The sequence below is a fragment of the Streptomyces sp. LE64 genome (assembly GCF_052606915.1).
Genome location: NZ_CP199708.1, coordinates 6,677,950 through 6,704,513, shown reverse-complemented (window position 1 = coordinate 6,704,513; position 26,564 = coordinate 6,677,950). Strand labels below are relative to the sequence as shown.

Sequence of the window (26,564 nt, the reverse complement as noted above, 5' to 3'; positions counted from 1 at the left end):
ACGCGATGCTGAACAGCGCACGTCTGCTCGTCCTGCTGGAGATCGCCCGCAAGGGCACCATCGTGGCCGCCGCCCAGGCCCTGCACCTGAGCCCGTCCGCGGTTTCGCACCAGTTGGCCCGGCTGGAGCAGGAAGTGGGGGTGGCCCTGGTCGAGCGGGCCCCGCAGAGCCTGCGGCTGACGGCCGCGGGGCAGCGGCTCGCGGACCACGCGCAGGCCATCGCGGACCTCATGGCGGTGGCCGAGGACGATCTGCGCGGTCATGCGGCCGGTGAGGCGGGGGTGCTGCGGTTGGGGTTCTTCGCCTCGTCCGGGCTGGAGTTGCTCCCCCGGGCGCTCGCCGGGTTCTCGGCGCGCCGGCCGCACGTCGAGTTGGAGTTGATCCTGGGGCAGCCGCACGAGTTGGTGCCCGATCTGGAGGCCGGCCGGCTCGACGCCGTGGTGGTCTTCGAGCATCCGCTCGATCCCTGGTGCCGCGACGCCTCGGTGGACGTGGAGATGTTCTTCGACGAACCCCAGCTGATCGTGGTGCCGCTGCGCCACCGGTTGGGGCGTCGGTCGACGGTGCGGCTCGCGGCCCTGGAGGGCGAGACCTGGATCGGCACCCGGGGCGGCAGCACGGGCGAGCCGGTGTTGGAGCGGGCCTGCGCGGCGGAGGGCTTCCTACCGCGGGTGCGGTGCCGCAGCGACCACTACCAGGTGACGGTGAACCTCGCCCGGGTGGGCATGGGCATCGCCCTGGTGCCCGCGCTCGGCCTCGGCGACACCGCCGGCGTGCACGTGTGCCGACTGGACCACCCCCAGTTGCACCGGCGGATCGGGGTCGCGACCCGGCCCACCCGGGTGAATCCGTTGCTCGACCACTTCCTGGTCGAGCTGCGGACGGCCGCGCGCGCGGTGGGCACCCTGCTGGGCAGCCAGTTCGGGCTCTCCCGGGGCTGAGACCGGGTGGTGCAGCTCCACCGTGCACCACCCGGTGCGTCAGTCCCGCCCGGGGTCGGTCGCGCAGGCGGCGAGGGTGCGCCCCACGTCCCGGATGGCGTGCACGGCAGCCCGTTCGGTGCTGGGTCCCAGCGCCGTGTCCCAGTGCGCGACGACCGCGTAGGCGAGCCGTCGGGTGCCGACGAGCAGTCCGGCGTCGGCGCGCACCCCGCGGTCGGTGCCGGTCTTGTTGGCGACGAGCAGGGCGCCGGGGAGCGGCCGGGGGAAGCCGGGTGCATAGGGGTCGTGGGCGACCAGCGCGGGGACCAGGCCGTGGTCGGTGTTGGAGCGCATCCAGCGCAGCAGCCGGGCGGAGGCCCCGGTGGAGACCAGGGTGCCGCGGGCGGCGTGGGCCACCAGGTGGGCGAGGTCCCGGGCGGTGCCGGTGGCGAAGACCGGGGGCACCCCGGGGCCGCGTTCGTCGCGGACGCGGTCGTGCAGGGCCAGGTGGCCCAGCCCCAGCCGGGCGGCGAGCCCGGCGGTGGCGTCCGGTCCGACGAGGCGCAGCAGGGCGTTGGTGGCCGTGTTGTCGCTGACCGAGGCGGTCAACCAGCACAGGTCCTCGACGGTCCAGCCGCCGCGTCCGAGCCGGGACAGCAGACCGGTGCCGCCGGCCCGGTCCTCGGGCAGGACGTCGACGATCCGGTCGGCGGGGAGTTCCCCGGTGTCGAGGCGGCGGGCGACCTCGGCGAGGAGGAGCAGTTTGGAGGCGGAGGCGACGGGCAGCACCCGGTCCTCGTGGACGCCGGCCTCCGTGTCCGGGCCGGTGGCGTCGAGGTCGACTGCGCTGACGGCGAGGACCAGGGGCAGTGCGGTGGCGCGACCGGCCGCCGCGGCGATGCGGGCGAGGCTCACCGCACCTCCAGGACCCGGCCGGCGCACACGCCGGTCGGCGCTCCGTCGCGGACCGCGACGCGCCCGGCGACGACGACCGCGTCGATGCCCTCGGGGGGCGACAGCGGGGTGTCGAAGGTGGCGCGGTCGCGCACCGCGGCGGGGTCGAGGACGACGAGGTCGGCGTGGGCCCCCTCGGTGACGGTGCCGCGTCCGGCGAGTCGGAAGCGGGCGGCGGGCAGCCCGGTCATCTTGTGGACGGCTTCCTCCGGGGTCAGCAGGCCCTCGTCCCGTGCGTAGTGGCCGAGGACGCGGGCGAAGCTGCCGGCCCAGCGGGGGTGCGGGCGGCCGGGTTTGGGCACGCCGTCCGAGCCGATCATGGACAGGGGGCTGGCGATGACCCGACGGACGTCGTCCTCGCGCATCGAGTGGCTGATGATCGTCACTTCGCCCCGTTCGGCGAGCAGCAGGTCGCAGGCGTAGTCCACGGGGTCGCAGCCGCGTTCGGCGGCGAGGTCGGCGATCCGTCGTCCCTGGACGTGCGGATGGGTGGGGGCGGCGGCGACGGTGATGAGGTCCCAGCCGCCGTTTCCGACGGTGTTCTCCCAGCCCGGGACGCCTTCCGCGATGTCGCGGCGGATGCGGGTGCGCACCGCGTCCTCGTGCAGCCGGGCCAGCAGTGCGCCGATGCCGCCCTCGTTGGCCCAGGGCGGGAGCATGGCGTGCAGCACGGTGCTGCCCGCGGTGTAGGGGTAGACGTCGCAGTACACGTCCACCCCTTCCGTCCGGGCCCGTTCCAGCCTGGGCAGGGTACGCGAGGTGGCGCCCCAGGCGTGCCGTCCGGCGGTCTTGTGGTGGGAGACCTGGAGCGGTGCGCCGGAGCGTGCGGCGATCTCCAGGGCCTCCTCCAGTGCGGCGTCCACCCGTGACATCTCGTCCCGCAGATGGGTCACGTAGGGCTTGCGGTGCCGTGCGGCGACCCGGGCGAGCGCCACGATCTCCTCGGTGTCGGCGTAGCCGCCGGGCGGGTAGATGAGTCCGGTGGAGAGCCCGGCGGCGCCCTGGGCGAGGGCCCGGTCGAGGAGGTCGGCCATGGTGCGCAGTTCGTCGGCGGTGGGGGGCCGGGCGTCGAAGCCCATGACCCCGGCGCGCAGCGTGCCGTGGCCGACGAGGGAGGCGAGGTGGGTGGCGCGCAGGTGGGGGGCCTGGCCCGCGGCGAAGGCCGTGAAGTCGGTCGTGGGCGGGACGGGGCCGATGCCGAAGGTCACCCGGGTGTGGGCGGCGAGGGCGGGGAGCCGCTCGGGGAGGGTCGGGAAGAGGCTGGAGCCGCAGTTCCCGGCGATCTCGGTGGTGACCCCCTGGAGCAGCGGCGCCAGCCGGAGCGCGGCGAGGGCGGGGTCCCCGGCGTCCTCGGCGTCCCGCGGCACGGCGAGGGCGTCGGAGTGGGTGTGCACGTCGACGAAGCCGGGGGTGACGACCCGGTCGGTGGCGTCGATGACGGTGGTCGCGGAGGCCCGGTGGCCCGCGGGCAGCAGGGTGATCCACCCGGCGGCGACCCCGATGTCGGCGGTGCGGGCCGGTGCGCCGGTGCCGTCGATGACCGTGCCGCCGTGCAGCAGCAGGTCGAGGGGGCGCCCCATCACAGCACCGTGGAGAGGAAGGCCCGGGTGCGGTCGTGCCGCGGGGCGCCGAACAGTTGCGCGGGGGGTCCGGACTCCACGACGACGCCGTCGTCCATGAAGACCACCCGGTCCGCCACCTCCCGGGCGAAGCCCATCTCGTGGGTGACCACGACCATCGTCATGCCGCTGCGGGCCAGGTCCTTCATGACGCCGAGGACTTCGCCGACGAGTTCGGGGTCGAGTGCGGAGGTGGGTTCGTCGAAGAGCATCAGGACGGGCTCCATGGCCAGGGCCCGGGCGATGGCGACGCGTTGCTGTTGGCCGCCGGAGAGCTGGCCGGGGTAGTGGTCGGCGCGGTCGGCGAGGCCGACCCGTTCCAGCAGGGCCCGGGCCGCGCGCTCCGCTTCGGCGCGGGGGCGGCGCTTGACGGCGAGCGGCCCTTCCATGACGTTCTGCACGGCGGTGCGGTGCGGGAAGAGGTGGAAGCGTTGGAACACCATGCCGATGCGTTCGCGCTGGGCCCGCACCTCCTTGGCGCGCCGTTCGCGCAGGACGCGGCCGGAGGACCCGTGCGGTTCGTAGCCGACGAGTTCGCCGTGCAGCCAGACGCGGCCGGCGTCGGGCGCCTCCAGGTGGTTGAAGCAGCGCAGCAGCGTGGACTTGCCGGAGCCGGAGGGTCCGATCAGGCACAGCACCTCGCCGGTGTCGACCTCCAGGTCGATGCCGCGGAGCACCTCGGTGTCGCCGAACCGTTTGCGGACCTGCTGGGCCCTGAGGACGAGGTCGGTCACGAGACGGCTCCCTTGCCGGTGCGCCCGGGGACGAGGTTGGTCAGCACCCGACGGCGCAGGGGTGCGGCGCCGGGGCTGTAGCGGCGTTCGACGAAGTGTTGGGCGACGCTGGCGACGGTGGTCAGCGCGAGGTACCAGAGGGAGGCGACCATCAGCAGGGCGATCACCTCGAAGTTGGCGAGGTAGAGGTGCTGGGAGACGGTCATGAGGTCGGCGCCCGCGATGACGGAGACGAGGGAGGTGGTCTTGAGCATCGAGATGAACTGGTTGCCGAAGGGCGGGATGATGACCCGCATGGCCTGGGGCAGGACGACCCGGGTGAGGATCTGCCGGTTCGACAGTCCGAGGGAGGCGCCCGCTTCCCGCTGGCCCGGGTCCACGCTCTGGATGCCGGCCCGGACGATCTCGGCGAGGTAGGCGCCCTCGTTGATCGACAGCCCGAGCAGGGCCGCGACGAAGCCGGTGATGACCGCGTTGGTCTGCCACTCGACGAGCTTGGGGCCGTCGAAGGGGACGCCGATGCCGATCACGGGGAAGAGCAGGGCGAGGTTGAACCAGAAGATGAGTTGGACGAGCAGCGGGGTGCCGCGGAAGAACCAGGTGTAGGCGCTCGCGGTGAGGCGGAGCACCGGGCTCTCGGACAACTGCATCACGGCGACGAGGACGCCGATGGCGATGCCGGCGGTCATCGAGACGAGGGTGAGCTGGATCGTCACCCACAGCCCTTCGAGGATCACCGCGTCGAACTGGTAGTCGACGATGACGTCCCAGTGCAGGTTGGGGTTGACGACGACGGTGTACCCGAGCCACACGGCCACGGCCAGGGCGATCACCACCGCGCACCAGCGGCCGGGGCGGGGGCGCCGGGTGATCCGGAAGGCGAACGCGTCGTCCGGACCGGTCGCCGCGTCGGGTTGCTCCCGGTCCGGCGCCGGGGGCCGCGCGGGGGCGGCCGGAGGGCGCACCCCGTCGGCGGCCCCGACCGTCTGCGGGGGATCGTCCTTGCTCAGACGCACGTCTTCCTCCACCGTCCCGGCTCACTGACCGTCGTTGATGGTGGCCCGGGGCACGGCGCTGCCCGCGACCCCGTACTCGTCGAGGACCTTCTTGTACGCGCCGTTGTCGATCAGGGTCTGGAGGGCCCGGTGCACGGCGTCGCGCAGTCCGCTCTGCTCCTTGCTGACCGCGATGCCCCAGGGCGCCGCGCCGTACTGGGTGGGGACGACCTCGTACGCGGGGTTCTTCTCGGCGAACATCTGGGCCACCGGGTAGTCGACGATGGTGGCGACCGCGCGTCCGCTCTCCAGCTGGAGGAGGCCGGTCGGGGCGTCCTCGCTCTGCGAGATCCGCATCTTCTCGCCGCACTTGGCGTTCTGCTGCTGACCGATCTCCAGGTTGGAACTGCCCTTGGCGAGGACGACGGCCTTGCCGCAGAGGCCGTCCAGAGTGGTGATGCCCTCGGGGTTGCCCTTCTTGACCATGATCACTCCGCCGGTGCGGAAGTAGTCGACGAAGTCGACGGCCTGCCGGCGCTGCGGGCTGTCGGTCATGGAGGACATGACGAGGTCGAAGCGTCCCGACTTCAGGCCCGGGATGAGTCCGTCGAAGGCGGCGTTGGTGAGCTTGAGTTCGAGGCCGAGTTCGTCGGCGAGGGCCCGGGCGAGGTCCGGGTCCACCCCGGTGAGTTCGGTGGTGCCGGGCTTGTACATCTCCATCGGCGGGTAGCCCACGGCGGTGGCGACCCTCAGCACCCCGCCCTTCTCGAACGCCTCGGGGAGCATCTCCTTGGCGGTCTTGCCGGCGGTGTCGCCGCCGTCCGTCTCCGCGTCCCCGCCCTGGTCGGACCGCCCGCAGGCGGTGAGCGCCAGAGCGGCCGCGGCGACCAGGGCCACGAGGGCGCGCAGCCGTCTGGATTCAGTCAGGATGGCCATTTCTCTCCCTCAGCCGGTGACAGTGCGCTGATGCTGGCAGCCACCCGTCACCGAGCGGAAGATGATGAAGCCATTCACGCCTGAGCATCGAATCCTTCGTTGCTCACCCCGGCCCCCGACCACCGCGTGATCGCTGCGGGCGGGCGCGGGAACGGCACGCGCACCGTGCGCCACCACCGGCGACCGTGCGCCACGGGAGGGGTCCACCGCTTTCCCCTCCGCGCAAGCGGAGGGACGCTGGAGGGAGAGCACACCCCACATCCCGTCTCCGCCGGCCTCGCCCCGGCGGCCGTACGGGCGGCCGGGACGGTGGGCGGGGCGGCCCGTCGTTGGAGGCACGTCATGCGCAAGGTCGCCGACTGCCGGGACTACCCGAGCGAGTCGAACTGCACCCTCACCATCGCGGGCGAGGAAGAGGAGGTGGTCCGGGCCGCCGCGGAGCACGCGGCGTCCGTCCACGGGCACGAGGACACCCCGGAACTCCGTGAGCAGCTCCGGGGGGTGTTGAAGGACGAGGTGCCCCAGCACGCCTGAAGCGCGCCGCGGCGGCTCCGGGCCGGGGCGGGGGCCGGCCCGCCCCCGGCTCAACCCGGCAGCGGACCGAAGAGGTACTGGTTGCCGATGTCGATCAGGGCGGGGGCGCGCCAGTCGGGGTAGCGCTCCACGATCGCCTTCTTGTACGCCTCGCCGTCGTCGCCGAGCAACTCCCGGGCGTCGGCGAGGTACTGCGCCATCTCGGTGAAGACCTCGCGCCCGGCGGGCAGCCCGTGCCCGGGCAGGACCGTGTCGTGGCCGGGGTCGGCGGCGAGCGCGTCCAGGGCCGCCCGCCAGCCCGCGAGGTCGTTGTTGCCGACGAAGAGGTGGGTGCGGTGGAACACCAGGTCCTGGGCGATCAGCACGCCCTGCTCGGGCAACCGGACCACCAGTTCCTCGGCCGCTTCCCCACCGGAGAGCGCCGCGAACTCCAGCCGGACCCCGTCGATCACCTCGACACCGGGTTCGATGATCCGCGTCGGGGTGATGTCGGCGACGGGGATCACCGTGCCGGAGGGGTCGCGCCCGTCGCCCTGGGCCACGATGCCGTCCCGAACGGCGGCCAGGGCGTGCACCGGGGCACCGAAGCGGCCGGCCCCCTGGAAGTGGTCGGGGTGGGCGTGGCTGATGACCACCCGGTCGAGCGGCTTGCCGAGGGTGCCCGCGTAGGCGACCACCTCCTGCGCGCACCCCAGCGCGAACTGCGCATCCACGGCGATCAGCCGGTGGGGCGTTTCGATCAGGTGAGTGGTCACATTCAGACTGTTGTCCGGCGCCATGTAGCTGTGGACGCGGATCGGCTGCCGATCGATGATCGTCATGGTGCCCTGCATGTGGATGCTCCGTTCGCTGCTCAGAGGGTTTCGTCGGGGAGCTCCCGTCCTCACCAGCCTCTGCCGTAGCGGGCTCCCCCGCGAGATAGACTGGGGACTCATCATGGTGAAGAACGGACACGTTCCGAAGGACGGGCTCGGCTCGGCAGCAGGACGCACCGAGTCGGGGAACCCGCCGATCCCCCACTACGGTTTCCACGCCCCCGACGCACCGGTCCCCGGGATCGAGGTCACGGACCTGGAGACCCTTCGCCACCGGGTCGCCGGCCGGGTGCTCCAGCAGGTCCACCGCACCGACTTCCACGCCCTGATGCTGATCACCCGGGGGAAGGGTCGGCACACCGTCGACTTCGTGGCGCACCCGCTCCGTCCCGGCACCCTGTTGTGGGTGCGCCCCGGTCAGGTGCAGCGTTTCCACCCCGCCGGACGGCCGGACGGACCCCACCTGATCTTCACCACGGACTTCCCGCCGGTTCCGGACGGCCTCGGGCACCTGCTGGCAGCGCCCTTCGGTCCCACCGCCTGGGACCTGTCCGACGACCCGGACCTCACCCCGACCTCCGGCCTCTTCTCCCAGCTGGTCGCCGAGTACGGACGCCCGCCCGGCCGGGTGTCCGCCGAGGTCCTCCGGTTCCTCCTGACGGCGCTGCTGCTGCACGTGGGACGTCTGCCGCGCTCCGACTCCGGCCCCTCCGTCGCCGACGCCCCGGGCACCTACGCCGGGTTCCGGGCCGAGTTGGAGCGCTCCTACCACCGCACCCGCCGGGCCGAGGACTACGCCACGGCCCTCGGCTACTCGGTCAAGTCGCTCACCCGCGCCTGTCTGGCGGCCACCGGGCAGCCCGTCAAGCAGGTCATCGACGCACGGGTCGTCCTCCAGGCCAAGCGCCTGCTCGCGCACACCGACGATCCGGTCGCCGGCATCGCCCGTCAGCTGGGCTTCTCCGAACCCACCAACTTCGGCACCTACTTCGTCCGGCACACCGGCACCACCCCGGGCGCCTTCCGCCGCGCCCAGCGGGGCGGAGGAGGGTGAGGGCGGGTCCACCGGAGCCCTGAAGACGCCGCGAAGGGCCCGGCCGTGGCGCATGCCCGGCCGGGCCCTTCGACGCTCGCCGCCTATCCGCGCGGACTCACAGGGTCGACTTGAACAGCAGGCGGTTCGGGGTGCCGCTGACGTTGCCCCGGATCGCGTTGGGCGTGCTGTTGTTGATCAACCAGTTGTTGACCGTGGCGCTGGAGGCGTCGCCGTAGGACGCCTTGTAGAGCGCCGCCACGCCCGCCGCGTGCGGGGCGGCCATCGAGGTGCCGCTCATGCCGGTGCTACCGCCGCCCATGCGGGCGGAGTTGATGCCCACTCCGGGCGCGTAGAGGTCGGTGCAGCGGCCGTAGTTGCTGAAGCCCGCCTTGGCGTCTCCGGAGTCGGAGGCCGCGACCGAGAGGGCGTTGGCCGCGCTCGCCGGGGAGAAGTTGCAGGCGTCCTGGTTGCTGTTGCCGGCGGCGACGGTGGTGTGGACGCCCGAGTTGGCCAGGTTGGTGGCCGCGTTGTTGAGGGCCGCCGAGTAGCCGCCGCCGAGCGAGGCGTTGGCGACCGCGGGCTTCGCGGCGTTCTGCCGCACCCAGTCGAAGCCCGCGATGATGCCGGAGAACGACCCGGAGCCCTGACAGTCGAGGACCTTCACCCCGCGCAGCTGGACGCCCTTGGCCACGCCGTAGGTCGAACCGCCGACCGTGCCGGCGACGTGGGTGCCGTGGCCGTTGCAGTCCCGGCCGTTGCCGCCGAAGGCGTCGAAGACGTTGCGGGCCCGGCCGCCGAAGTCGGGGTGGCCGGTGTCGATGCCAGTGTCGATGACGTAGGCGGTGACGCCCGCGCCGGTGCCGGTGTACGTGTAGGAACCGTTGCGACCGCTGCGCTGGTCTATTCGGTCCAGCCCCCAGGGGGCGTTGTTCTGGGTGGCGGAGGGAGCGGCCTTCTGGTCCTCCTCGATGGACTGGACGCGCGCATCGGCGCGCAGCGCGGCGAGTTCACCGGACGTGAGGGTGGCGGCGAATCCGTTGAGGACCTCGTCGTACACGTACTCCGGTGTGACCGAGCGGGCCTCGGCGACGGCAGCCGGGTCGTTGCCCGCCTTGACGGTGACGATGTACTGGCCCTTGATCTCGGTCTCGGCCGGGGCCTGCGTGACCTTGAGCAGCGGCGTGGGGGCGGGCGCGGCGGATCCGCTGGTGGGGATGAGGGCGAGCGGAAGGGCGAGACCGAGGGTGCCGGCGGCGAGGCCGCCGAGGTGGGTGGTACGCATGGGGAGGGCTGACACCTTTCGTGGGTCCGACCGCGGATGAGGGCGGTCGGAAGTGGGGGAACGCGCCTCGTGCGCACGTCACTCGGGGAGTGACCGCGAGGTGGAGAGGGGAACGGGACGCGGAAGGTGGAACAGCTCACCGCTGCTAGCGGCGGTGTGGGGAGGGCACAGCGAGGGAGCGGGCGATGACGAGGACGGCCGAGTGCCCTGCGCCCCGTCCCTCGTGACGGAGCGGCAGGCACGCTCCGGCACGGTGGTCCATGAGCGGGATCGCCGCTATTCGGAACTTCGTGTCCGCTGCGCGTGCGACAACATACCCCGTGGGCCACCCGATGACCACGGTTGAAATGCGCATGACGGATTGGGATACTGCCGCCCCTCCGCCGCGGCCCCGCACTCCCCCGTCCGCACCCGGTGCCGAGGCTCACGCCCCGCTCCAGCAGCAGGAGTTGTCCTCCCGAACGACAGCCGGTCGCTCCCGGCCGAACGGGCGGAGCGCTCCAGGCATCGGTGGACCGCCTCCGCACCCGGTCCGGGTCGCCGCCCGGGCGTCCCGCCGGGAGCGGCGCCGGGTCCGGTTCTTCAGGCTTCACCGGCCGGGGCGGGAAGGCCGGGCCCCTCCGGCACGCGGCGGGCCCCGTCGTGCCAGGACCCGGCGATGACCTCCGTGGTGAAGCCCGGGCCGAAGGCGAGGACGAGGCCCCGGGCGCCGTGCTCGGGGGAGCCGTCCTCGTGGTGCCGGCGCAGGACGTCGAGGACGGAGGCGCTGGAGGTGTTGCCGATCTGCGCCATGCTCTCCCGGCTGTGTCGCAGGGCGCCCGGCACGAGCCCCAGCCCCCGCTCCACCCCGTCCATGATCAGCGGCCCGCCGGTGTGGGAGACGCAGAAGTCCACCCCGTCGGCGGGCCAGCCGAGTTCGGCGAGGAAGGAGAGGATCTCGGGGACCACCCGGGGCACGGTGGCCCGCACCCGGGGGTCGGTCTTGAAGTGGAAGCCGTGTTCGGTGGTGGTGCCCGCGATGACCGAGTGGGACTGCGGGAGGAGGTGTTGCCGGACGGCCTGGACGTGGAATCCCGTGGCGTTCGGGGTCGCACGGCGCAGGACGGTGGCGGCTGCCGCGTCGCCGAAGATCCCGTTGGATATGAAGTCGCTGAGCGAGTGCTGGTTTCGCTGGAAGGAGAGGGAACTCAGTTCCACGGCGACGACCAGCGCGGTCGCGTCCGGGTACGCCTGGAGGAAGTGGAACGCCTCGGCGAGGGCTGAGGCTCCGGCCGCGCACCCCAGTTGCTGGATGGGGGTCCGCCGCACCGTCGGCCGGCAGCCGATCTCCTGGGCGATGTACGCGTCCGGGCCGGGCAGTGCGTAACCGGTGCAGGAGACGAGGACCAGGTGGTCCACGTCCGCGGCGGTCACTCCCGCGGCGGCCAGGGCCCGTTCGGCGGCGCGGGCACCGAGGCGGACGGCCTCCGTCGTGTACCGGGCGTTGCGGGCGCCGAAGCTGCGCGGGGCGAGCAGGTCGGCGAGGCCGTCCACGAGGTGACGGGTCCTGACCGTGGTGCTGCGCATCAGCTCCAGGCCGCGCTCCACCTGGGGGGCGTCCGCGAAGAGGTTCCCCACTGCGGCGGTGATCTCCTCCTGGGACACCCGGTGCTCGGGCACGACGACGGCGGGGCGACCGATCGCCACGCGGACGCGCGGCTCGTACTCCTGGGCACTCGGTCCTGACACGGGCACGGTGGGGGTCCTTTCGGAGGGAGCGCGGGGCAGGTCCTCGCCCGGGGCGGAGCGAAGGGCCCGGTGACGGGGAGCTCACGCACCGGGGAGACGGGTCGAGCGGACGGTCAGACCGCCGTGGGGGAACCCGCCGGACCGGGCACGGCCGGACAGCGGCGGACGGACGGCGGCGCGGAACGCACGAGGGTCAACGGTGGTCCTCAAGGTGGGGGGACGCGGCTCCGAGGGTGGGGGGTGCGGCGCCACGCCTGAGGAAGCATGAACCGCACGTTCGCCATCGGCAAGATCGTTTTTTCGCCACCACGGGCCGCGCCCCCGGAGTCGGACGACCGCCGCCCTGCCGCCCCTCTCCCTCCCGCTCGCCCGGGAGCCCTGCCCGGGACGCCCTCACCCCCTCAAATCGCACAAACATTCGACACTGGTCTATGGTGAGGACATCGACCCATGGGACGGGTGCGGACAGAACGACACAGGGGGTTTCGAAGGGTGAGGTGGTGGTCACGGTGCGAGGCTTTACGCATCTGCACACCGCCTCGGGGTTCTCCCTCCGCTACGGCGCCTCCCACCCCGAGCGGCTCGCCGAGCAGGCCGCCGAGCGGGGCATGGACGCGCTCGCCCTGACCGACCGGGACACCCTCGGCGGCGCCGTCCGCTTCGCCAAGGCCGCGGGCAGAGTCGGAATCCGGCCACTGTTCGGGGTCGACCTCGCGGTGGCGGCACCCGTCGAGACGGCCGGCCGCACCGAGCGGCGCCGCGCCCCGGTCAAGGGCGGCGCCTTCGTCGACGAGACGACACCGCGCGTGACGTTCCTCGCCCGGGACGGGGCGGCGGGCTGGGCGGAGCTCTGCCGGCTGGTCAGTGCCGCACACGCGGACCGTGCGGACGCGGTGGACGGACACCACCCCCTGCTGCCCTGGGAGGCCGTGGAGGGCTCGCACGTCACCGTGCTGCTCGGCCCCGACTCGGCCGTCGGCCGGGCCCTGGCCGCCGGCCGTCCGGACCGGGCCGCCCGACTGCTCGCGCCCTGGCGGGAGCGGTACGGAACGGAACAGTTGCGCATCGAGGTGGTCAGCCACGGCCTGAGCGGCACCGGGCCGGGCTCGCTCCGGGCGGCCGCCCGGGCCCTCGGGTTCGCCGTCGACCAACGGATCACACCGGTGCTGAGCAACGCCGTACGGTACGCCGACCCCGGGCAGGGGGCAGTGGCGGACGTGCTGGACTCCGCCCGCCGTCTGGTGCCGATCGACCCCCGGGGCACGCTCGACAGCGGCGAACGGTGGCTCAAGCCCGCCGACCGCATGGCCCGGATCGCCGGACGGGTGGCCGAGGCCGCCGGGCACCGGGCCGCCACCGCACGCCGGCTCCTCGACGTGACGGAGGAGACCGCCGCGGCCTGTCGCGTCGACCCCGAGGACGACCTGGGCCTCGGCCGGGTGCACTTCCCCGAACCGCAGCTCGTCGGGGCCGGGCGACGCACCCCCGAACGGGTGCTGCGCTCGCGCTGCGCCGCCGCGGTCCTCCGGCACCGCTACGACCGCAAGCGCGGCTACTGGGAGCGCCTGGAGGACGAACTGCGCCTGATCGAACAGCGGGGCCTCGCCTCGTACTTCCTCACCGTGGCCCAGGTCGTCTCCGACACCAGGGAGCTGGGCATCAGGGTGGCGGCCCGGGGTTCCGGAGCGGGGTCCCTGGTCACCCACCTGCTCGGCATCGCCACCGCCGACCCGGTCGAGCACGGGCTGCTCATGGAGCGCTTCCTGTCCGTGTGGCGGGAGGAACTGCCCGACATCGACATCGACGTGGAGTCCGCCCGCCGCTCCGAGGTCTACCGGGCGATCCTGGACCGCTTCGGCCCCGAACGGGTAGCCGCGGTGTCCATGCCGGAGACCTACCGGGTACGGCACGCGGTGCGCGACGTGGGACTCGCCCTCGGCCTGGACCCGGCCGAGGTGGACCGCCTCGCGAAGTCCTTCCCCCACATCCGCGCCCGGGACGCGCGCACCGCCCTGCGGGAGCTCCCGGAACTACGCGGCATCGACCCGGAGGCGTACGGGCCGCGCCTGTGGGACCTGGTCGAGGGGCTCGACGCACTGCCGCGCGGCATCGCCATGCACCCGTGCGGCGTCCTGCTCTCCGACGCCACCCTGCTGCGTCGCACCCCCGTCCTGCCGACCAGCACCGGGGGCTTCCCCATGTCCCCGTTCGACAAGGAGGACGTGGAGGACCTCGGGCTGCTCAAGCTCGACGTCCTCGGCGTGCGGATGCAGTCCGCGATGGCCCACGCCGTCGCCGAGGTCGAGCGGACCTCCGGGCACCGCATCGACCTGGACGACCCCGCACAGGTGCCGCCGGACGACCCCGCGACGTACCGGCTCATCACCTCCGCACAGACGCTGGGGTGCTTCCAGACCGAGTCACCGGGCCAACGCGACCTCATCGCGCGGCTCCGACCGGAGACCTTCCACGACCTGGTCGTCGACATCTCGCTGTTCCGCCCCGGGCCGGTGGCGGCCAACATGGTCGACCCGTTCATCGCCGCCCGGCACGGGCGCAAGGCCCCCGAGTACCCGCACCCGGACCTCGAACCCGCGCTGCGCGAAACCCGCGGCGTGGTCGTCTTCCACGAACAGGTCATCGAGATCCTGCACGTGATGACCGGGTGCAGCCGCGACTTCGGCGACCACACCCGGCGCGCCCTGGCCCGCCCCGACCAGGTCGGGCGGATCAGGGCGTGGTTCGCCGAGCGGGCGCACCGACGCGGTTACGACGAGGAGGTCGTCGAACGGACCTGGAAGATCGTCGAGGCGTTCGGCGCCTACGGGTTCTGCAAGGCGCACGCCGTCGCGTTCGCCGTGCCGTCGTACCAGTCGGCCTGGCTGAAGGCCCACCACCCGGCCGCCTTCTACACGGGGCTCCTCACCCACGACCCCGGCATGTACCCGAAACGGCTGCTGCTCGCGGACGCCCGACGACGGGGCGTGCTGATCCTCCCGTTGGACGTGAACGCCTCGGACACCACCCACAGAATCGAACTGGTGCCCGACGTGGAGGGCGTGCGGGCCCCGGAACCGGGCGTGCGCCTCGCCCTCGCCGACGTACGCGGGATGAGCGACGCCGAGGCGGAACGCATCGTCGGGGGCCGGCCCTACTCCTCGCTCCAGGACTTCATCGCACGAGCCCGCCCCTCCCGTCCGGTCGCCGAACGCCTCGCGCAGGTCGGCGCGTTGGACGCCTTCGGGCGCAACCGACGCGACCTGATGCTGCACATCGCCGAGGCGCACCGGGCACCACGCCGTTCGACAGCCGACCAGCTGCCCTTGGTGGAGAACACGGGAGAACCCGTCCCCGCGGCCCCCGCCCGACTCCCCGACCTGGACGAGGCGGAGCGACTGAGCGCCGAACTCGGGGTGCTCGGCATGGACGCCTCGCGCCATCTGATGCGCGACCACCAGGAGTTGCTCGACGAACTCGGCGTGGTGTCCGCCCGTCGTCTGAAGGACCTGCCGCACGGCCAGGTGGTCCTCGTCGCCGGCGCGAAGGGCGCCGTGCAGACCCCGCCGATCCGTTCCGGCAAGCGGGTCGTCTTCGCCACGCTCGACGACGCCTCGGGGCTGGTGGACTGCGCGTTCTTCGAGGACAGCCACGACGCCTGCGCCCACACCGTCTTCCACTCCTGGCTGCTGTTGGTGCGGGGGGTGGTGCAGCGTCGCGGCGACGGCGGCGGCAAGGCCCTGTCGGTGACCGGGTCGGCCGCCTGGGACCTCGCCGAACTCGCCGAACTGCGCCGCACGGGCGGTCTGTCGGCGGTCACCGAGCGCCTGACCGCCGAGCGTCCGCCGGCAACCGCACCGACCGCCCGCAGCATCCCCCTGGAGACCGGTTACGCCCTGCACCCGTGGGCGGACCTCCAACCGCCGGGCGCAGCCGTCAAGCAGAGCCGGGCCCTGTGGCACCGGAGCCCGGGGAGCGCGGGATGAAGATCCTCCACGTCCACTTCCACGACCTGGCGGACGAGCGGGTCCACCCCCGTCTGCTCGCCCTGTTGTCCGAGTTCACCCCCGTGGTGCAGGCGCTGCCGCCGGACGCCGCCCTGGCCGACGTCTCCGGCAGCCTGCGCTACTTCGGCACCGACGCCCCCGACCTCGCCGAACGCGTCCGGGCACGCGCCGGCGGTCTGCACGGAGTGCGCTCGACGATCGGGGTCGCCGCCAACCCGATGCTCGCCCGCATGCTCGTCGCGGACGGGCCGCCCTCGGCGGTGCGGGCGCTGCCCGACGACCCGGACGCGGTCGCGGCCTTCCTCGCTCCGCTGCCCGCCGCCGCGCTGCCCGACGTGGGGCCCGCGACCGTTCGCACCCTGTCCTCGTACGGCCTGGACAGCGTCGGTCGGCTCGCCGCCGCACCGCTGGGCACCCTCCAGCGCGTCCTGGGGGCCACCGCGGGGCGCAGGATGCACGACGCGGCCCACGGGCTGGACCCCACTCCGGTGGTCCCCGGCGGACCGGCCCCCTCGATCCGTGTGGAACACCACTTCGCCTGGGACGAGTTGGACCGCGAGCGGCAACGCGCCGCCCTCCTCGGCCTCTCCGATCGGCTCGGTCTGCGGCTCCGCGGGGAATCCCGTGCCGCCCGCGCGCTCACCCTCACCGTCCGCTACGCGGACCGCACCACGACCACCCGGACCCGTTCCCTGCACGAGGCCACGGCACACACACCGGCGCTGACCGCGCTCGCCTACGGGCTCCACGACCGCCTCGCCCTGCAACGCGCCCGGGTCCGCTCCTTCGCCCTGTGTGCGGACGACCTGCTGCCGGCGCGCCTCGCTCCGCGTCAGCTGGTGTTCGACCCGCTCGACGAACGGGCCCGGCGGGTCGAAGCCGCCGTCGACCGGGCCCGGAACAGGTTCGGCCCGGGTACGGTCCGCCCCGCCGCGGCGGTGCGTGGCCTCGCGCGCCTCAGGTCCTCGGTCGGCGACCCCGCCCCGGGGCACGCGCACCAACCGCTCGTCCGTTGACGCATGGCGTCGCGGACCGCACCGGGGTCCGCGGGCGGCATCGCCCCGCACGCGGCGCGTTCCCTGGCCGGGACGGTCATCAGCATGCTGGAGGGAGCGGAGCTGCTGAGCCGCGTCACCGCGGACGACACCCCGCTCCGGGACGCGGCCGTCCACCTCGCGCAACTCGTCGACGCGGCGCCCCGGACCTGATCCGGCGCGCGGCCCCGCGTCCCGCCGGGCGGGGGGACGCCCTCTCCCGCCCGGCGTCAGCCGCGCTCGCGGAGGTACGCGTCGAGTTCCGCGGCCCCGGTGAGCATGTCCCGCCCGCGGGTGGACAACCGGCCGTGCCAGTCGTGCAGTGCGGACTGCAAGGGGTCCAGCCCGCCGGCGGCCCTGACCCGGTCGAGCAGCGGAGCGATCTGCCGCAGGAGGTAGCCGCCCCGCCGGAGTTGGTGGGCCAGCCGCGCGTCCCGCACGTCGGCCTCGTCGTAGACCCGGTACCCGGTCCGCGGGTCGCGGCGCGGACGCACCAGCCCGGCGTCCTCCCACTTGCGCAGGGTCGCCGGGCGCAGGCCCAACCGGCCCGCCAGTTCCCCGATGAACGCGGCGCGGGGCCCGGGCCCCGCGCTCGGTCCGGGCGTCGAGGCGGGCTCCAGGTCCCGCAGGGCGTCCTCCACGGCGCGGAGGGTCCGCCGGTCGTCGAGGAGTTGGGCGTGGCTCTCGTCGATGAGCCGGAACGCCTCCGTCGCGGCGCCCCGGTTCACCGCCCGCATGATCTCCGTGGCCCTGCCGTGGCCGTGCCCGGGCACCAGGGCCAGGAACGCGCGCAGGGCGCTCGCGTGCAGCGGGGTGTACACGCGGTGCCCGTGCGGGGTGCGATCGGCCGCCGGGAGGATGCCGGCCTCCTCGTAGTTCCTGACCGCCTGGGCGGACAGACCGTGCCTGCGCGCCAGATCGATCGGCCTGAGTCGCCTACCGCTTTGAAGGTTTCTCCCCATGGGGCCGACGTTATCGCGCAAAGCCTCAACAGATGGTTCAGCGATAGCGTCGAAGGCATGGATATCGACTTCGAGGACTCCGTCGGTGCCGTCGACGCTCCCGCCGTGATGAAGCTGCTCCCGACCCGACCGCGGCTGCTCGCCCTGGGCGAACCCGTCCACGGCGAGCGTGCACCGCTCGACGTGCGCAACGAACTCTTCCGCGAACTCATCGAGCAGGAGGGCTACCGCACGGTCGCCGTCGAGAGCGACTGCCTGCGGGGGCTGGTCGTGGACGACTACGTCACCTCGGGTCGGGGCACCCTCGACGCCGTCATGGCACAGGGCTTCAGCCACGGCTTCGGCGCGTTCGCCGCCAACCGCGAGCTGGTGCGCTGGATGCGTGCCCACAACGAGGGCCGGCCCGCGTCCGAGCGGATCCGCTTCGCCGGCTTCGACGGTCCGTTGGAGATGACTGGCGCGGCGAGCCCCCGGCAGGCCCTGACCGCACTCCACGCGTACCTCGCCGACCACGGCGACGCGGAGCTGCTGCCCTGTACCGCGGACGCCCTCGACCGGTTGCTCGGTCCCGACGACCGGTGGACGGAGCCCGGGGCCATGCGGGACGCCTCCCGCTCGGTGGGACGCTCCGCCGGAGCGACGGAGCTGCGGGTGCTCGCCGACGACCTGGTGGCGGTCCTCGACGCACAGGCACCCCGGCTGATCACGGCCGCCTCACGGGAGGACTGGGACCGGGCACGCCTGTACGGGCGCACCGCCACCGGGCTGCTGCGCTACCACTACTGGATGGCCGACCCCTCGCCGAACCGGATGGGGCGGCTGCTCGGACTACGGGATTCGATCATGGCCGAGAACCTTCTGGCCCTCACCGAGCGGGGTCCGGTGTTGGCCTTCGCGCACAACGGCCACCTCGAACGGGGCGAGAGCAGGTGGCGTCTGCCCGACCGGCCGGAGCCGCTGAGGTGGTGGGGGGCGGGTGCGCTGGCGAGCGCACGGCTGGGCGCGGAGTACGCCTTCCTGGCCACCGCCCTGGGCACGATGCGGCACCGGGGGGTGGGGGCACCGGAGCCGGACAGCATCGAGGGGCTCCTGTACGCGCTCGACCGGGACCGCTGCCTCGTCGACGCCCCGGTGTTGGCCGCCGCCCTCGGCGCCGCGCGGATCGTCACCCGCACCTCGCCCCACTTCTACGCCCCGTTGGACCCGGATCGGCTGGCGGACCTCGACGGGATCCTGTTCCTCAAGGACGTGCCACGGTCCTGAGGACGGGCCGACGAGTTCGGCCTCCCGATGCGCGGCGTGCCGGCCGTCCCGTCCCACGACGGCCGACACGGTCTCCTCGGGGTCGATGCGGAGCACGAACGAGCCCGGTCGGACGCCGGGCGCGGCCCCGCCCAGGCTCCCGACCTGCGCGATCCGGGCCACCGGCCCGCCGGTGACCGCTTGGACGACGGGAACGGCATCGGGTGGTCGGGGCGAGTGCCGGTTCCCCGCCCCGACCAGCCGCACGGTGCCGTTCCGTCTACCGCGCCCCTCCTGCACGGCGCGCGGTTCGTCGGCGCCGCGGGGCTCCGGCTGCCGGCCCGGCGCGCCTCAGTACACGTCCCGCACGTAGCGCTTGGCGCGCCGCAGGTCCGCCAGGTACTGGGCGGCGTCCTCCTCACCGCGCCCGCGCTCCCGGGCGATGACGCCGAGCAGCTCCGCCTCGACGTCCTTCGCCATGCGGGAGGCGTCGCCGCACACGTACACGTGCGCCCCCTCCTCCAGCCATCCGTACAACTCGCGCGACTGCTCGCGCATGCGCGTCTGCACGTAGACCTTCTCCGCCTGGTCGCGCGAGAACGCCAGGTCGAGCCGGGTGAGCACGCCGCTCTCCCGCAACCGGGCGAGCTCGTCCTCGTAGACGAAGTCGGTGCGGCGGTGTTGGTCGCCGAAGAAGAGCCAGTTGCGTCCGGCGGCACCCCGAGCAGCCCGCTCGTGGAGGAAGCCGCGGAACGGGGCGATGCCGGTACCGGGGCCGATCATGACCATCGGAGCGTCGTCGTCCGCGGGAACGCCGAAGGAGGTGTTCGGCTGGAGGTAGACGCCGGCGGACGGCTCGTCGGTCCCCCCGCCCGCCCGGTCCGCGAGGTAGGTCGAGGCGACCCCCTCGTACCGGCGGTGCCCGGTGGTGTACCGGACCGAGGCGACGGTCAGGTGGATGCGGTCCGGGTGGGCGAGCGGACTCGACGAGATCGAGTACTGCCGAGCCTGCAACGGGCGTAGCAGTGGCAGCAGTTCGGGTAGCTCGGGGGCGGCCGGTCCGGCGTCCCGCAGCAGGTCGAGCACGTCCCGTCCCCACAGCCAGGAGTCGAGGGCGGCCCGGTCGCCGTGCCCGACGACCGCGGCGAGGTCACTGCCCGGCGCCCGTTCGACGAGTTCGGCGACGAGTTCCTTGGAGGGGGTGCGGACCTCGCGACCGGTACGCAGCACCTCGACGAGCGGCTGCCCGTCGACGTCCTCGTCGCCGTGCGCGCCCAGGTGTTCGAGGAGGGCGCCGACCAGGGCGTCGTCGTTCACCGGGAGGACGGCGAGCGCATCGCCGGCGGTGTAGGTGATGCCGCTGTCGCCGAGTTCGAACTCGTAGTGGCGGATCTCCTTGGCGCTGTCCGGCGAGGACAGCAGCCTGTTCACGGCGAGCCGGGACCGGTACGGGGTGCGCTTGTTCCACGGGGAACGGGTCCGGGGGGCCGGGCCCGGGGCGCTCGACGGGGCGGGCGCGGGGGTCGTCGGGGCGCCGGTCTCGGCGGCGAGCCGGTCCAGGACCGCGGTCGTCCACGCCGCGGCCGGCTCCTCGAAGTCGACGTCGCAGTCCACGCGGTCGTGCACGCGGACGGCGCCGAGTTGCTCCAGTCGGGTGTCGATGAGCTTCGCCGCCTGGCAGAAGTCGTCGTACCCGCGGTCGCCGAGGCCGAGCACCGCGTAGCGCAGTCCCTCCAGCCGCGGTGCCGCATCGGCGCTCAGCGCTTCCCAGAACAGCCCGGCGTTGTCGGGCATCTCCCCCTCGCCGTACGTCGAGGTGACGACCAGCAGGTGGGACATGGCGGCGAGGCGCTCGGGTGTGACGGCGTCGAGGGCGGCGGGGGTCGCACCGAGGCCCCGGGCGCGGGCCCCGGAGACCAGTTCGTCGGCGAGGAACTCGGCGGTCCCGGTCTGTGTGCCGAACAGGACGTCCACGGTCGTGGTGGGTGCGTCGACCGCCCAGGCCTCCCGACGGCCGGCGGTGGCGATGCCGGCGAGGAAACCGGCCAGCCACGACTCCTGTGCGGCGGAGAAGGGGGCGTCGGCCGGGATGAGGGTTCCGGTGGGGGCCATGAGGGTCATGCGGTCACCGCCTGGGTGGGGGTCTGCGGGGTCCGGCGCTCGGCGATGTCCGCCAGGGCCGCGGTCGCGAGCAGTTCGTCGAACCGGGCGGCCCGGACGCGGCCGGTGTTCTTGGCGTTCTGGTGGAGGATCCAGCCGTAGGTGCCGGGGGCGTCCATGCTGAAGTTGTTGCGGCTGCTCAGGGCGCGCTTGTAGTCGTCGAGGCGCTTGATGGCGATGAGCGTGGCGAGTTCGTCGTCGTCGAACCGCTCCAGAGTGCCGCGCAGGTACTTCACCACCCGCTGCTTGACGGCGAAGTCCTCGGTGAGCACCAGGTTGCGGACCGCCTCGGCGACCCGCGGGTCGTCCGGGTCGCTCGCGCCGGGCACCCGGGCGAGCGCCAGGTCCTGGGCGACGGTGAGCACGGTGTACGAGGAGAGCAGCGAGAACATGTCGTCGCCGTCCCGGTCGCCGAGCGCGGGGGCGCGTCCGCCGAGCACGGTGCGACGGTCGCGGTAGTCGACCTTGAAGGCGCGGAGCTTGTCCGTCGCGATGGAGGTGGCGAGTTCGTCGAGCAGTTCGCCGCGGGTGGCCGCGGCGAGGATCTCGGTGGCGTCCTGGTACAGCAGCAGCGCGCGGGGCATTCCGCAGTACACGTGGCGGCGTTCGTGCTCCCAGTCGGCGAGGAGCCGGGCCGCTAGCCGGGAGCCGGTGGCCTCCAGGTGCCACTGGAGGAGCAGGCGCACGGCTTCCTGGTGGAAGACCCCGTGCTCGGTGTCGGTCACCGGGAACACCAGGAGCGAGTCCGCGCTCACCCGCTCGCGCAGTTCGCCGGTGGGGTCGTACTGGTACAGGAAGCCACCGCTCATGCCGTTGCCGAGGCCCTTGCCGAAGCCGCCGAGGTTGAGCACGGTGCCGCCGGTCATGTACTCGCAGCCGAAGTCGCCGAGGCCCTCCACGACCGCGGTCGCGCCGGAGTTGCGCACCGCGAAGCGGTCGCCGGCCTCCCCCTGGACGAACGTCCGGCCGCCGGTGGCGCCGAACAGGGCGAAGTTCCCGACGAGCACGTTGCCGCCGTGCTCGTCGGCGCCGCCGCCCGGAGCACGGACCACGATCCGGCCGCCGCTCTGGCTCTTGCCGACGCCGTCGTTGGCGGTACCGGTGTGCTCCAGGGTGATGCCGTCGTTGCAGAACACTCCGTAGGACTGGCCGGCGGACCCGGTGGTGCGGACCAGGACGGCGTCGTCCACCAGCCGGCGGCGACCGCGGTCGTCGGTGGTGACGGCGGGGGCTCCGGCCAACTCCGCGGCGTCGAGACGGTGGTTCAGCAGCCGCTCCACGTCGATGCCGAGCTGGCCGCCGACCGACTTGTCGCTGTTGCCGAGGCGGATGCCGTCGACGAGGACGGACGGCTCGCGCCGCTCGATCAGGGCGGCCCGCACCCGCTCGATCAGGGCGTCGTCGGTGGTGAAGTCCTTCTCCAGGTACTCCGGTTCGGCCACCGTCTTCTCGGGGACCCGGGCGAGCAGCCGGCGGACGTCCAGTTGGCCGACGCCCGCCGGGTGGTCCAGGAGTTGGAGCAGGTCGGTACGGCCCCGGGCCGCGCGCAGCGAGCCCAGGCCGAGGCGGGCGAGGATCCCCCGCACGTCGTGGGCGACGTTGAGCAGGTACTGGGCCAGCGCCCGCGGGTCGCCCTCGAACGCCTCGGGGTTGGTGGTGAGTCCGGCGGGGCACTTCACATTGCAGTTCTTCGCCATGACGCAGCCGAGCATCATCAGCGCGGTGGTGCCGAACTCGAAGCTGTCGGCGCCCAGCAGGGCCGAGGTGACGACGTCCCCGCCGGTCTGGTGCGCGCCGGAGCAGCGCAGGACGACCTTCTCGCGCAGCCCGTTCGCGAGGAGCGCCTGGTGCACCTCGGCGACCCCGATCTCCGCCGACCGGCCGGCGTACTTGAGGCTGGTGACGGCGGCCGCGCCGGTGCCGCCGGTGTTCCCGGCGACGTTGATCACGTCGGCGCCGGCCTTGGCGACGCCGACCGCGATGGTGCCGATGCCCTCCGAGGACACCAGCTTCACGATCACGCGCACCCGGGCGGCCTTGCAGTCGTGGATGAGCTGTGCGAGGTCCTCGATCGAGTAGGTGTCGTGGTGCGGCGGCGGCGAGACGAGTTCGATGCCCGGGGTCCCGCCGCGGGCTGCGGCGATGTCGACGGTGACCTTCGGCGCGGGCAGTTGACCGCCTTCGCCGGGCTTCGCCCCCTGACCGATCTTGATCTCCAGTTCCTGGAGCATCGGATCGGCGAGGTAGCCCGCCCAGATGCCGAACCGGCCGGACGCGAACTGCTTGATCCGGGAGCCGCGGATGGTGCCGTACCGGGAGTGGTGCTCACCGCCCTCGCCGCTGTTGGACAGGGCACCGACCATGTTCGCCCCGTGTGCGACGGCCTCGTGCGCGCTGGCCACGAGGGCGCCGTGGCTCATGGCGCCGGAGGCGAGCGCGGCGGTGATCCGGTGCGCGGGCTGCACCTCGTCGAGGGCGATGCTGTCGGGTGCGCCGTCGAGGAGGGCGAGCAGGCGCGCGGCGGCGCCGACGACGTGGACGGTGACGCTCCGGGCGTCGGCGTCGAGGGTCTCGACCTCGCCCGGGTACGCGAGGGCGAGGCCGGCCGCGAGCGCGGTGTGGCGCTCCGCGCCGTCCGCCCCGGGGGCGGTGAGGCGCAGGCGCAGGGTGGTCCCGTCGGGGGAATCGTGGGTGACTTCGGTGACGAGCCCGCGGACCGTGATGCTGGCGTTGCCGGTGGTGGAGAACCGGCCGAGTTCACGGGCGAAGTCCTCGGGGGTGCGCGGTCCCGTCAGGTCCGCGGGCAGCGCGAGCACGTCGCGCAGGGCGGCCGGGCGCCGGGCGCGCTCCTCGTGCGTCGCCCGGAGGAAGGCGCGGTATCCGGGGGTGATCCGGAAGGCGTCGATCTCGGCGTCGCCGAGTGCGTCGTACCCGGTGTTGCGGTAGGCGGTGTCGGTGATGCCGAACGCGTCGTCGAGTTGGCCGAGCGTGAGCAGGCGCAGCGCGTCCGCGTCATCCGGGCGGCCGAACTCCGGGCGCTCCTCGGTCATGCCGCCGAAGCCGCGGACGGCCGTGGTGCCGAAGGAGTGCCCGGCGCCGTCCGAGCGTTCCTTGAAGAGGCCGAGCAGGGGGATCTGCTGTTCGCCCTGCACGGTGCGGGCCCGCTCGTGCCACTCCGTCGCGGCCTCGGCGATGCGGGCGAAGCCCACGCCGCCGACCGGGGCCCGGTGGTGCGGGAAGATCGTCGCGAACACGTCGTCGCGGGTGTCGAGGTAGTTCGGTTCGAAGAACTCGCCGCCGATGTAGCTCTCGGCGGTGCACAGCCCGACCCGGCCCATGGTCTTGGCGAGCGACTTCTCGGCCGCCTTGCGGAACCGTGCCAGGGCCCGGTCGGTTGCGGTGGTCTCCCCGGCGGGTGCCGGTGCGCTCGGGTACTTCTCCTCCGCGCGCAGTCGTGCGCTGAGGCTGTAGACCGCCGAGGCCCCGAAGCCGAGGGCGGTGGCGACGTGGTGCGAGGAGGCGAGTTGGCCGCTCTCCGCCACCAACGAGACCCGCAGTCGCAGTCCCGTTTCGATGAGGCGCTGGTTCACCGCCGCGACGGCGAGGACGACCGGGAGCGGCGCCTTCGAGGAGGAGACCGCCCGGTCGGTGAGGAGGGCGATGCCGCCCCGCTCCGCGGCGAACCGCTCGACGTCGTCGCAGAGCCGTCCGAGGGCGGTGCGCAGGGCGTCGGCGTTCGCGGTCACCTCGCCGGGCACGGGGACGTAGAGCAGGTCGAACCGTTCCAGGGGCACGATCCGCTGGTCACGCAGTCGGACCATGTCGAGGTGGCCGAGCACGGGCGAGGACAGCACGAGTTGCCGGCCGTTGGTGTGGCCGGTGCCGTCCGGCTTGGGGCCGAGTGCGACCCGCATGCTCATGCCGTCCGCTTCGCGGATGCTGTCCAGCGGGGGGTTGGTCACCTGGGCGAAGCGCTGGGAGAAGTACTTCGCCATGCCGCCCTCGGTGTCGCTGAGCGCGTTGATGGCGTTGCCGTACCCCATCGCCGAGATCCGCTCCGCCCCGTTGGCGAGCATCGGATCGAGCATGAACCGGAAGCTCTCCTGGTTCAGCGAGTAGGCGACGTACCGGCCGGCGGTGGACAGGTCCCCGTCGTAGCCGAGGGTGGTGGTGCCGCGGTCGTAGTCGGGTGCGGGCAGGTCGTCGAGGTTCACCCGGGCCGCGGCCAGCAGTTCGGAGTACGGACGGCGGGCGGCGAGCGCGGCGAGCACCTGGGAGGTGCGCAGCCGACGGCCGGTGCGGTGGTCGACGACGAGCATGCCGCCGGCCTCGATGCGGCCCCGGTGCACGACCTCCTCGTCCGGGAAGGCGACCTGGCCGGCCTCGGAGGCCACCATGAGGTACTCGGCGGTCTCGACGGTCCGCAGCGGTCGCAGGCCGAGCCGGTCCAGACGGGCTCCGACGACGTCTCCGTCGCTGAAGATCACGGCGGCCGGGCCGTCGTTCTTCTCCTCGTACAGCGAGAAGTACTCCAGCATGTCGCGCACCGCGACGGGCAGGGTCCGGTCGTTCTCCCACGCGGGCGGCATCAGCGACACCACGGCCTCGACGAGGTCCAGGCCGTCGTCGAACACCCTGCTCTGGAGGGTCTGGTCGAGCCGGCTGGAGTCGGACTGGCCCGGGGGGCGCACGATGCTGCGGGTGCGGGCGCGGGCGAGCGCCTCGTCGGACAGACGGTTCTTGCGGTCGGTGTTCAACTCTCCGTTGTGCGCCATGAGCCGGAACGGCTGTGCCATGGTCGGGTGCGGTTCGGTGTTGGTGGAGAACCGGGTGTGGAAGTACAGCGAGCGCACCGAGTGCCGTGGATCGCACAGGTCACGGAAGTAACCGATGACCTCACCGGAGTTGAGCCGCCCCTTGAGCACCTGGGTCCGTGCGCTCAGCGACAGGGGGTAGAGCCCCGCGTAGGCGTCGTCCGCGTAGGCGGCGGCCTCGACCGCCAGGAGGCAGCGGTGGGCGGCAGCGTCCACGTCGCTGCGCTCCCAGCCCTCGGGCGCCCTGAACACCCATTGCACGATGGGGAGTTGGTACTGCTCGGCGGCAGCCCGGGCCACTGCGTGGTCCACCGGGACCTCGCGCACCACCAGTACCTCGAAGCCCTGTTCGGCGATGCTCCGAGCCACCAGGTCCAGTGCGCCGGCGCGGCGGTCGGCGTCGACGGGGACGAAGCAGTTCGCGACGCCGAAGTGTCCGGCGCGCAGTTCCTCACCGGTGATCACGCCGAAGAACTCCACCGACAGGTCGATGCTCACGCCCGCCCCGTCGCCCACGCCTTCGGCCGATGTGCCTCCGCGGTGCGGGATGGTGCGCAGCGCCTCGTCGCCCTTGCGGATGACCTCGTGGTGGGGGGTCCCGTCGAGGCGGGTGATGAAGCCCACGCCGCAGGCACTGTGGTCGCGGGCAGGGTCGTACAGACCGAAGGCAGAGTCGTTCACATGGGTCCCGTCAGCGAGAAAACCGGCAGCGGACGGCCAGGCTGCGTCGGTGGAGCGCTCGCCGCGGGCGGGCCGTGTGACGGCCGAGCCCCGAGTGGTGCGATTGAGCACGGT

18 protein-coding genes are annotated in these 26,564 nt (G+C 73.2%); 7 read left to right on the top strand and 11 right to left on the bottom strand.

The features are described 5' to 3' along the window. The first annotated feature begins 5 nt into the window (after window positions 1-5). The gene (locus ACSMX9_RS29455) at window positions 6-941 is read left to right on the top strand and encodes a LysR family transcriptional regulator (RefSeq protein ID WP_445398636.1); all 936 of its coding nucleotides are present in this window, start codon (window positions 6-8) and stop codon (window positions 939-941) included. A gap of 39 nt (window positions 942-980) precedes the next feature. Here ACSMX9_RS29455 and ACSMX9_RS29450 read toward each other — a convergent pair whose 3' ends face one another. From ACSMX9_RS29450 to ACSMX9_RS29430, 5 genes are read right to left on the bottom strand one after another with little or no spacing between them, the layout of a single operon-like run. Beyond that, on the bottom strand, window positions 981-1,835 hold the full coding sequence (locus ACSMX9_RS29450) for a serine hydrolase (RefSeq protein WP_445398634.1): 855 nt from the start codon (window positions 1,833-1,835) through the stop codon (window positions 981-983). Then, window positions 1,832-3,454, bottom strand: coding sequence for an N-acyl-D-amino-acid deacylase family protein (locus ACSMX9_RS29445; protein WP_445398632.1), 1,623 nt, complete (start codon window positions 3,452-3,454; stop codon window positions 1,832-1,834). Before ACSMX9_RS29445 ends, ACSMX9_RS29450 begins: the two co-directional genes overlap by 4 nt. Next, on the bottom strand, window positions 3,454-4,227 hold the full coding sequence (locus tag ACSMX9_RS29440; protein ID WP_366113003.1) for an amino acid ABC transporter ATP-binding protein: 774 nt from the start codon (window positions 4,225-4,227) through the stop codon (window positions 3,454-3,456). Before ACSMX9_RS29440 ends, ACSMX9_RS29445 begins: the two co-directional genes overlap by 1 nt. Next, the gene (locus ACSMX9_RS29435) at window positions 4,224-5,243 is read right to left on the bottom strand and encodes an amino acid ABC transporter permease (protein WP_445398630.1); all 1,020 of its coding nucleotides are present in this window, start codon (window positions 5,241-5,243) and stop codon (window positions 4,224-4,226) included. The genes ACSMX9_RS29440 and ACSMX9_RS29435 overlap by 4 nt, the downstream gene beginning before the upstream one ends. A gap of 21 nt (window positions 5,244-5,264) precedes the next feature. Continuing rightward, window positions 5,265-6,158 (bottom strand): ABC transporter substrate-binding protein, encoded by an 894-nt coding sequence (locus ACSMX9_RS29430; protein ID WP_445398628.1) that lies wholly within the window; start codon window positions 6,156-6,158, stop codon window positions 5,265-5,267. Between the two features lie 342 nt (window positions 6,159-6,500). Here ACSMX9_RS29430 and ACSMX9_RS29425 point away from each other — a divergent pair, with 342 nt between their 5' ends. Next, a complete protein-coding gene (locus ACSMX9_RS29425; protein ID WP_351245652.1) occupies window positions 6,501-6,692 on the top strand; it encodes a DUF1059 domain-containing protein in 192 nt (63 codons plus the stop codon). Window positions 6,693-6,742: 50 nt separating this feature from the next. Here ACSMX9_RS29425 and ACSMX9_RS29420 read toward each other — a convergent pair whose 3' ends face one another. Beyond that, a complete protein-coding gene (locus ACSMX9_RS29420; protein WP_445398626.1) occupies window positions 6,743-7,513 on the bottom strand; it encodes an MBL fold metallo-hydrolase in 771 nt (256 codons plus the stop codon). Window positions 7,514-7,628: 115 nt separating this feature from the next. Here ACSMX9_RS29420 and ACSMX9_RS29415 point away from each other — a divergent pair, with 115 nt between their 5' ends. Beyond that, the gene (locus ACSMX9_RS29415; RefSeq protein WP_445398624.1) at window positions 7,629-8,561 is read left to right on the top strand and encodes a helix-turn-helix domain-containing protein; all 933 of its coding nucleotides are present in this window, start codon (window positions 7,629-7,631) and stop codon (window positions 8,559-8,561) included. Between the two features lie 97 nt (window positions 8,562-8,658). On the opposite strand, the gene ACSMX9_RS29410 is transcribed toward ACSMX9_RS29415, so the two are convergent. Both ACSMX9_RS29410 and ACSMX9_RS29405 read right to left on the bottom strand, forming a co-directional pair. Beyond that, window positions 8,659-9,825, bottom strand: a complete 1,167-nt coding sequence (locus ACSMX9_RS29410; protein ID WP_445398622.1) for a S8 family peptidase — start codon at window positions 9,823-9,825, stop codon at window positions 8,659-8,661. A 582-nt stretch (window positions 9,826-10,407) separates the two neighbouring features. After that, complete coding sequence (locus ACSMX9_RS29405) at window positions 10,408-11,553, bottom strand: type III polyketide synthase (RefSeq protein ID WP_445398620.1); 1,146 nt, start codon at window positions 11,551-11,553, stop codon at window positions 10,408-10,410. A 509-nt stretch (window positions 11,554-12,062) separates the two neighbouring features. Between ACSMX9_RS29405 and ACSMX9_RS29400 the strand changes: the two genes are divergently transcribed. From ACSMX9_RS29400 to ACSMX9_RS29390, 3 genes are read left to right on the top strand one after another with little or no spacing between them, the layout of a single operon-like run. Then, entirely contained in the window at window positions 12,063-15,536 is a 3,474-nt protein-coding gene (locus ACSMX9_RS29400) for a DNA polymerase III subunit alpha (protein WP_445403132.1), read from the top strand. Continuing rightward, window positions 15,533-16,573 carry a DNA polymerase Y family protein gene (locus tag ACSMX9_RS29395; RefSeq protein ID WP_445398618.1) on the top strand — a complete coding sequence of 347 codons (1,041 nt, stop codon included), beginning with the start codon at window positions 15,533-15,535 and terminating at the stop codon, window positions 16,571-16,573. Before ACSMX9_RS29400 ends, ACSMX9_RS29395 begins: the two co-directional genes overlap by 4 nt. Before the next feature lie 3 nt (window positions 16,574-16,576). Next, window positions 16,577-16,765, top strand: a complete 189-nt coding sequence (locus tag ACSMX9_RS29390; RefSeq protein WP_445398616.1) for an LmrA/YxaF family transcription factor — start codon at window positions 16,577-16,579, stop codon at window positions 16,763-16,765. 56 nt (window positions 16,766-16,821) lie between these two features. Here ACSMX9_RS29390 and ACSMX9_RS29385 read toward each other — a convergent pair whose 3' ends face one another. Beyond that, entirely contained in the window at window positions 16,822-17,553 is a 732-nt protein-coding gene (locus ACSMX9_RS29385; RefSeq protein ID WP_445398614.1) for a TioE family transcriptional regulator, read from the bottom strand. A 57-nt stretch (window positions 17,554-17,610) separates the two neighbouring features. Here ACSMX9_RS29385 and ACSMX9_RS29380 point away from each other — a divergent pair, with 57 nt between their 5' ends. Further along, window positions 17,611-18,816, top strand: coding sequence for an erythromycin esterase family protein (locus tag ACSMX9_RS29380; protein ID WP_445398612.1), 1,206 nt, complete (start codon window positions 17,611-17,613; stop codon window positions 18,814-18,816). A 330-nt stretch (window positions 18,817-19,146) separates the two neighbouring features. On the opposite strand, the gene ACSMX9_RS29375 is transcribed toward ACSMX9_RS29380, so the two are convergent. Next, a complete protein-coding gene (locus ACSMX9_RS29375; protein ID WP_445398610.1) occupies window positions 19,147-20,916 on the bottom strand; it encodes a diflavin oxidoreductase in 1,770 nt (589 codons plus the stop codon). Beyond that, complete coding sequence (locus tag ACSMX9_RS29370) at window positions 20,913-26,450, bottom strand: glutamate synthase-related protein (RefSeq protein ID WP_445398608.1); 5,538 nt, start codon at window positions 26,448-26,450, stop codon at window positions 20,913-20,915. The genes ACSMX9_RS29375 and ACSMX9_RS29370 overlap by 4 nt, the downstream gene beginning before the upstream one ends. Between the last annotated feature and the right edge of the window lie 114 nt (window positions 26,451-26,564).

Bases quoted from the DNA above. Each gene is read 5' to 3' on its own strand.
- ACSMX9_RS29455 (WP_445398636.1), top strand. From the start codon at position 6: ATGCTGAACAGCGCACGTCTGCTCGTCCTGCTGGAGATCGCCCGCAAG.
- ACSMX9_RS29445 (WP_445398632.1), bottom strand. From the start codon at position 3,454: ATGGGGCGCCCCCTCGACCTGCTGCTGCACGGCGGCACGGTCATCGAC.
- ACSMX9_RS29430 (WP_445398628.1), bottom strand. From the start codon at position 6,158: ATGGCCATCCTGACTGAATCCAGACGGCTGCGCGCCCTCGTGGCCCTG.
- ACSMX9_RS29425 (WP_351245652.1), top strand. From the start codon at position 6,501: ATGCGCAAGGTCGCCGACTGCCGGGACTACCCGAGCGAGTCGAACTGC.
- ACSMX9_RS29420 (WP_445398626.1), bottom strand. From the start codon at position 7,513: ATGACGATCATCGATCGGCAGCCGATCCGCGTCCACAGCTACATGGCG.
- ACSMX9_RS29415 (WP_445398624.1), top strand. From the start codon at position 7,629: ATGGTGAAGAACGGACACGTTCCGAAGGACGGGCTCGGCTCGGCAGCA.
- ACSMX9_RS29410 (WP_445398622.1), bottom strand. From the start codon at position 9,825: ATGCGTACCACCCACCTCGGCGGCCTCGCCGCCGGCACCCTCGGTCTC.
- ACSMX9_RS29395 (WP_445398618.1), top strand. From the start codon at position 15,533: ATGAAGATCCTCCACGTCCACTTCCACGACCTGGCGGACGAGCGGGTC.
- ACSMX9_RS29390 (WP_445398616.1), top strand. From the start codon at position 16,577: ATGGCGTCGCGGACCGCACCGGGGTCCGCGGGCGGCATCGCCCCGCAC.
- ACSMX9_RS29385 (WP_445398614.1), bottom strand. From the start codon at position 17,553: ATGGGGAGAAACCTTCAAAGCGGTAGGCGACTCAGGCCGATCGATCTG.
- ACSMX9_RS29380 (WP_445398612.1), top strand. From the start codon at position 17,611: ATGGATATCGACTTCGAGGACTCCGTCGGTGCCGTCGACGCTCCCGCC.
- ACSMX9_RS29375 (WP_445398610.1), bottom strand. From the start codon at position 20,916: ATGACCCTCATGGCCCCCACCGGAACCCTCATCCCGGCCGACGCCCCC.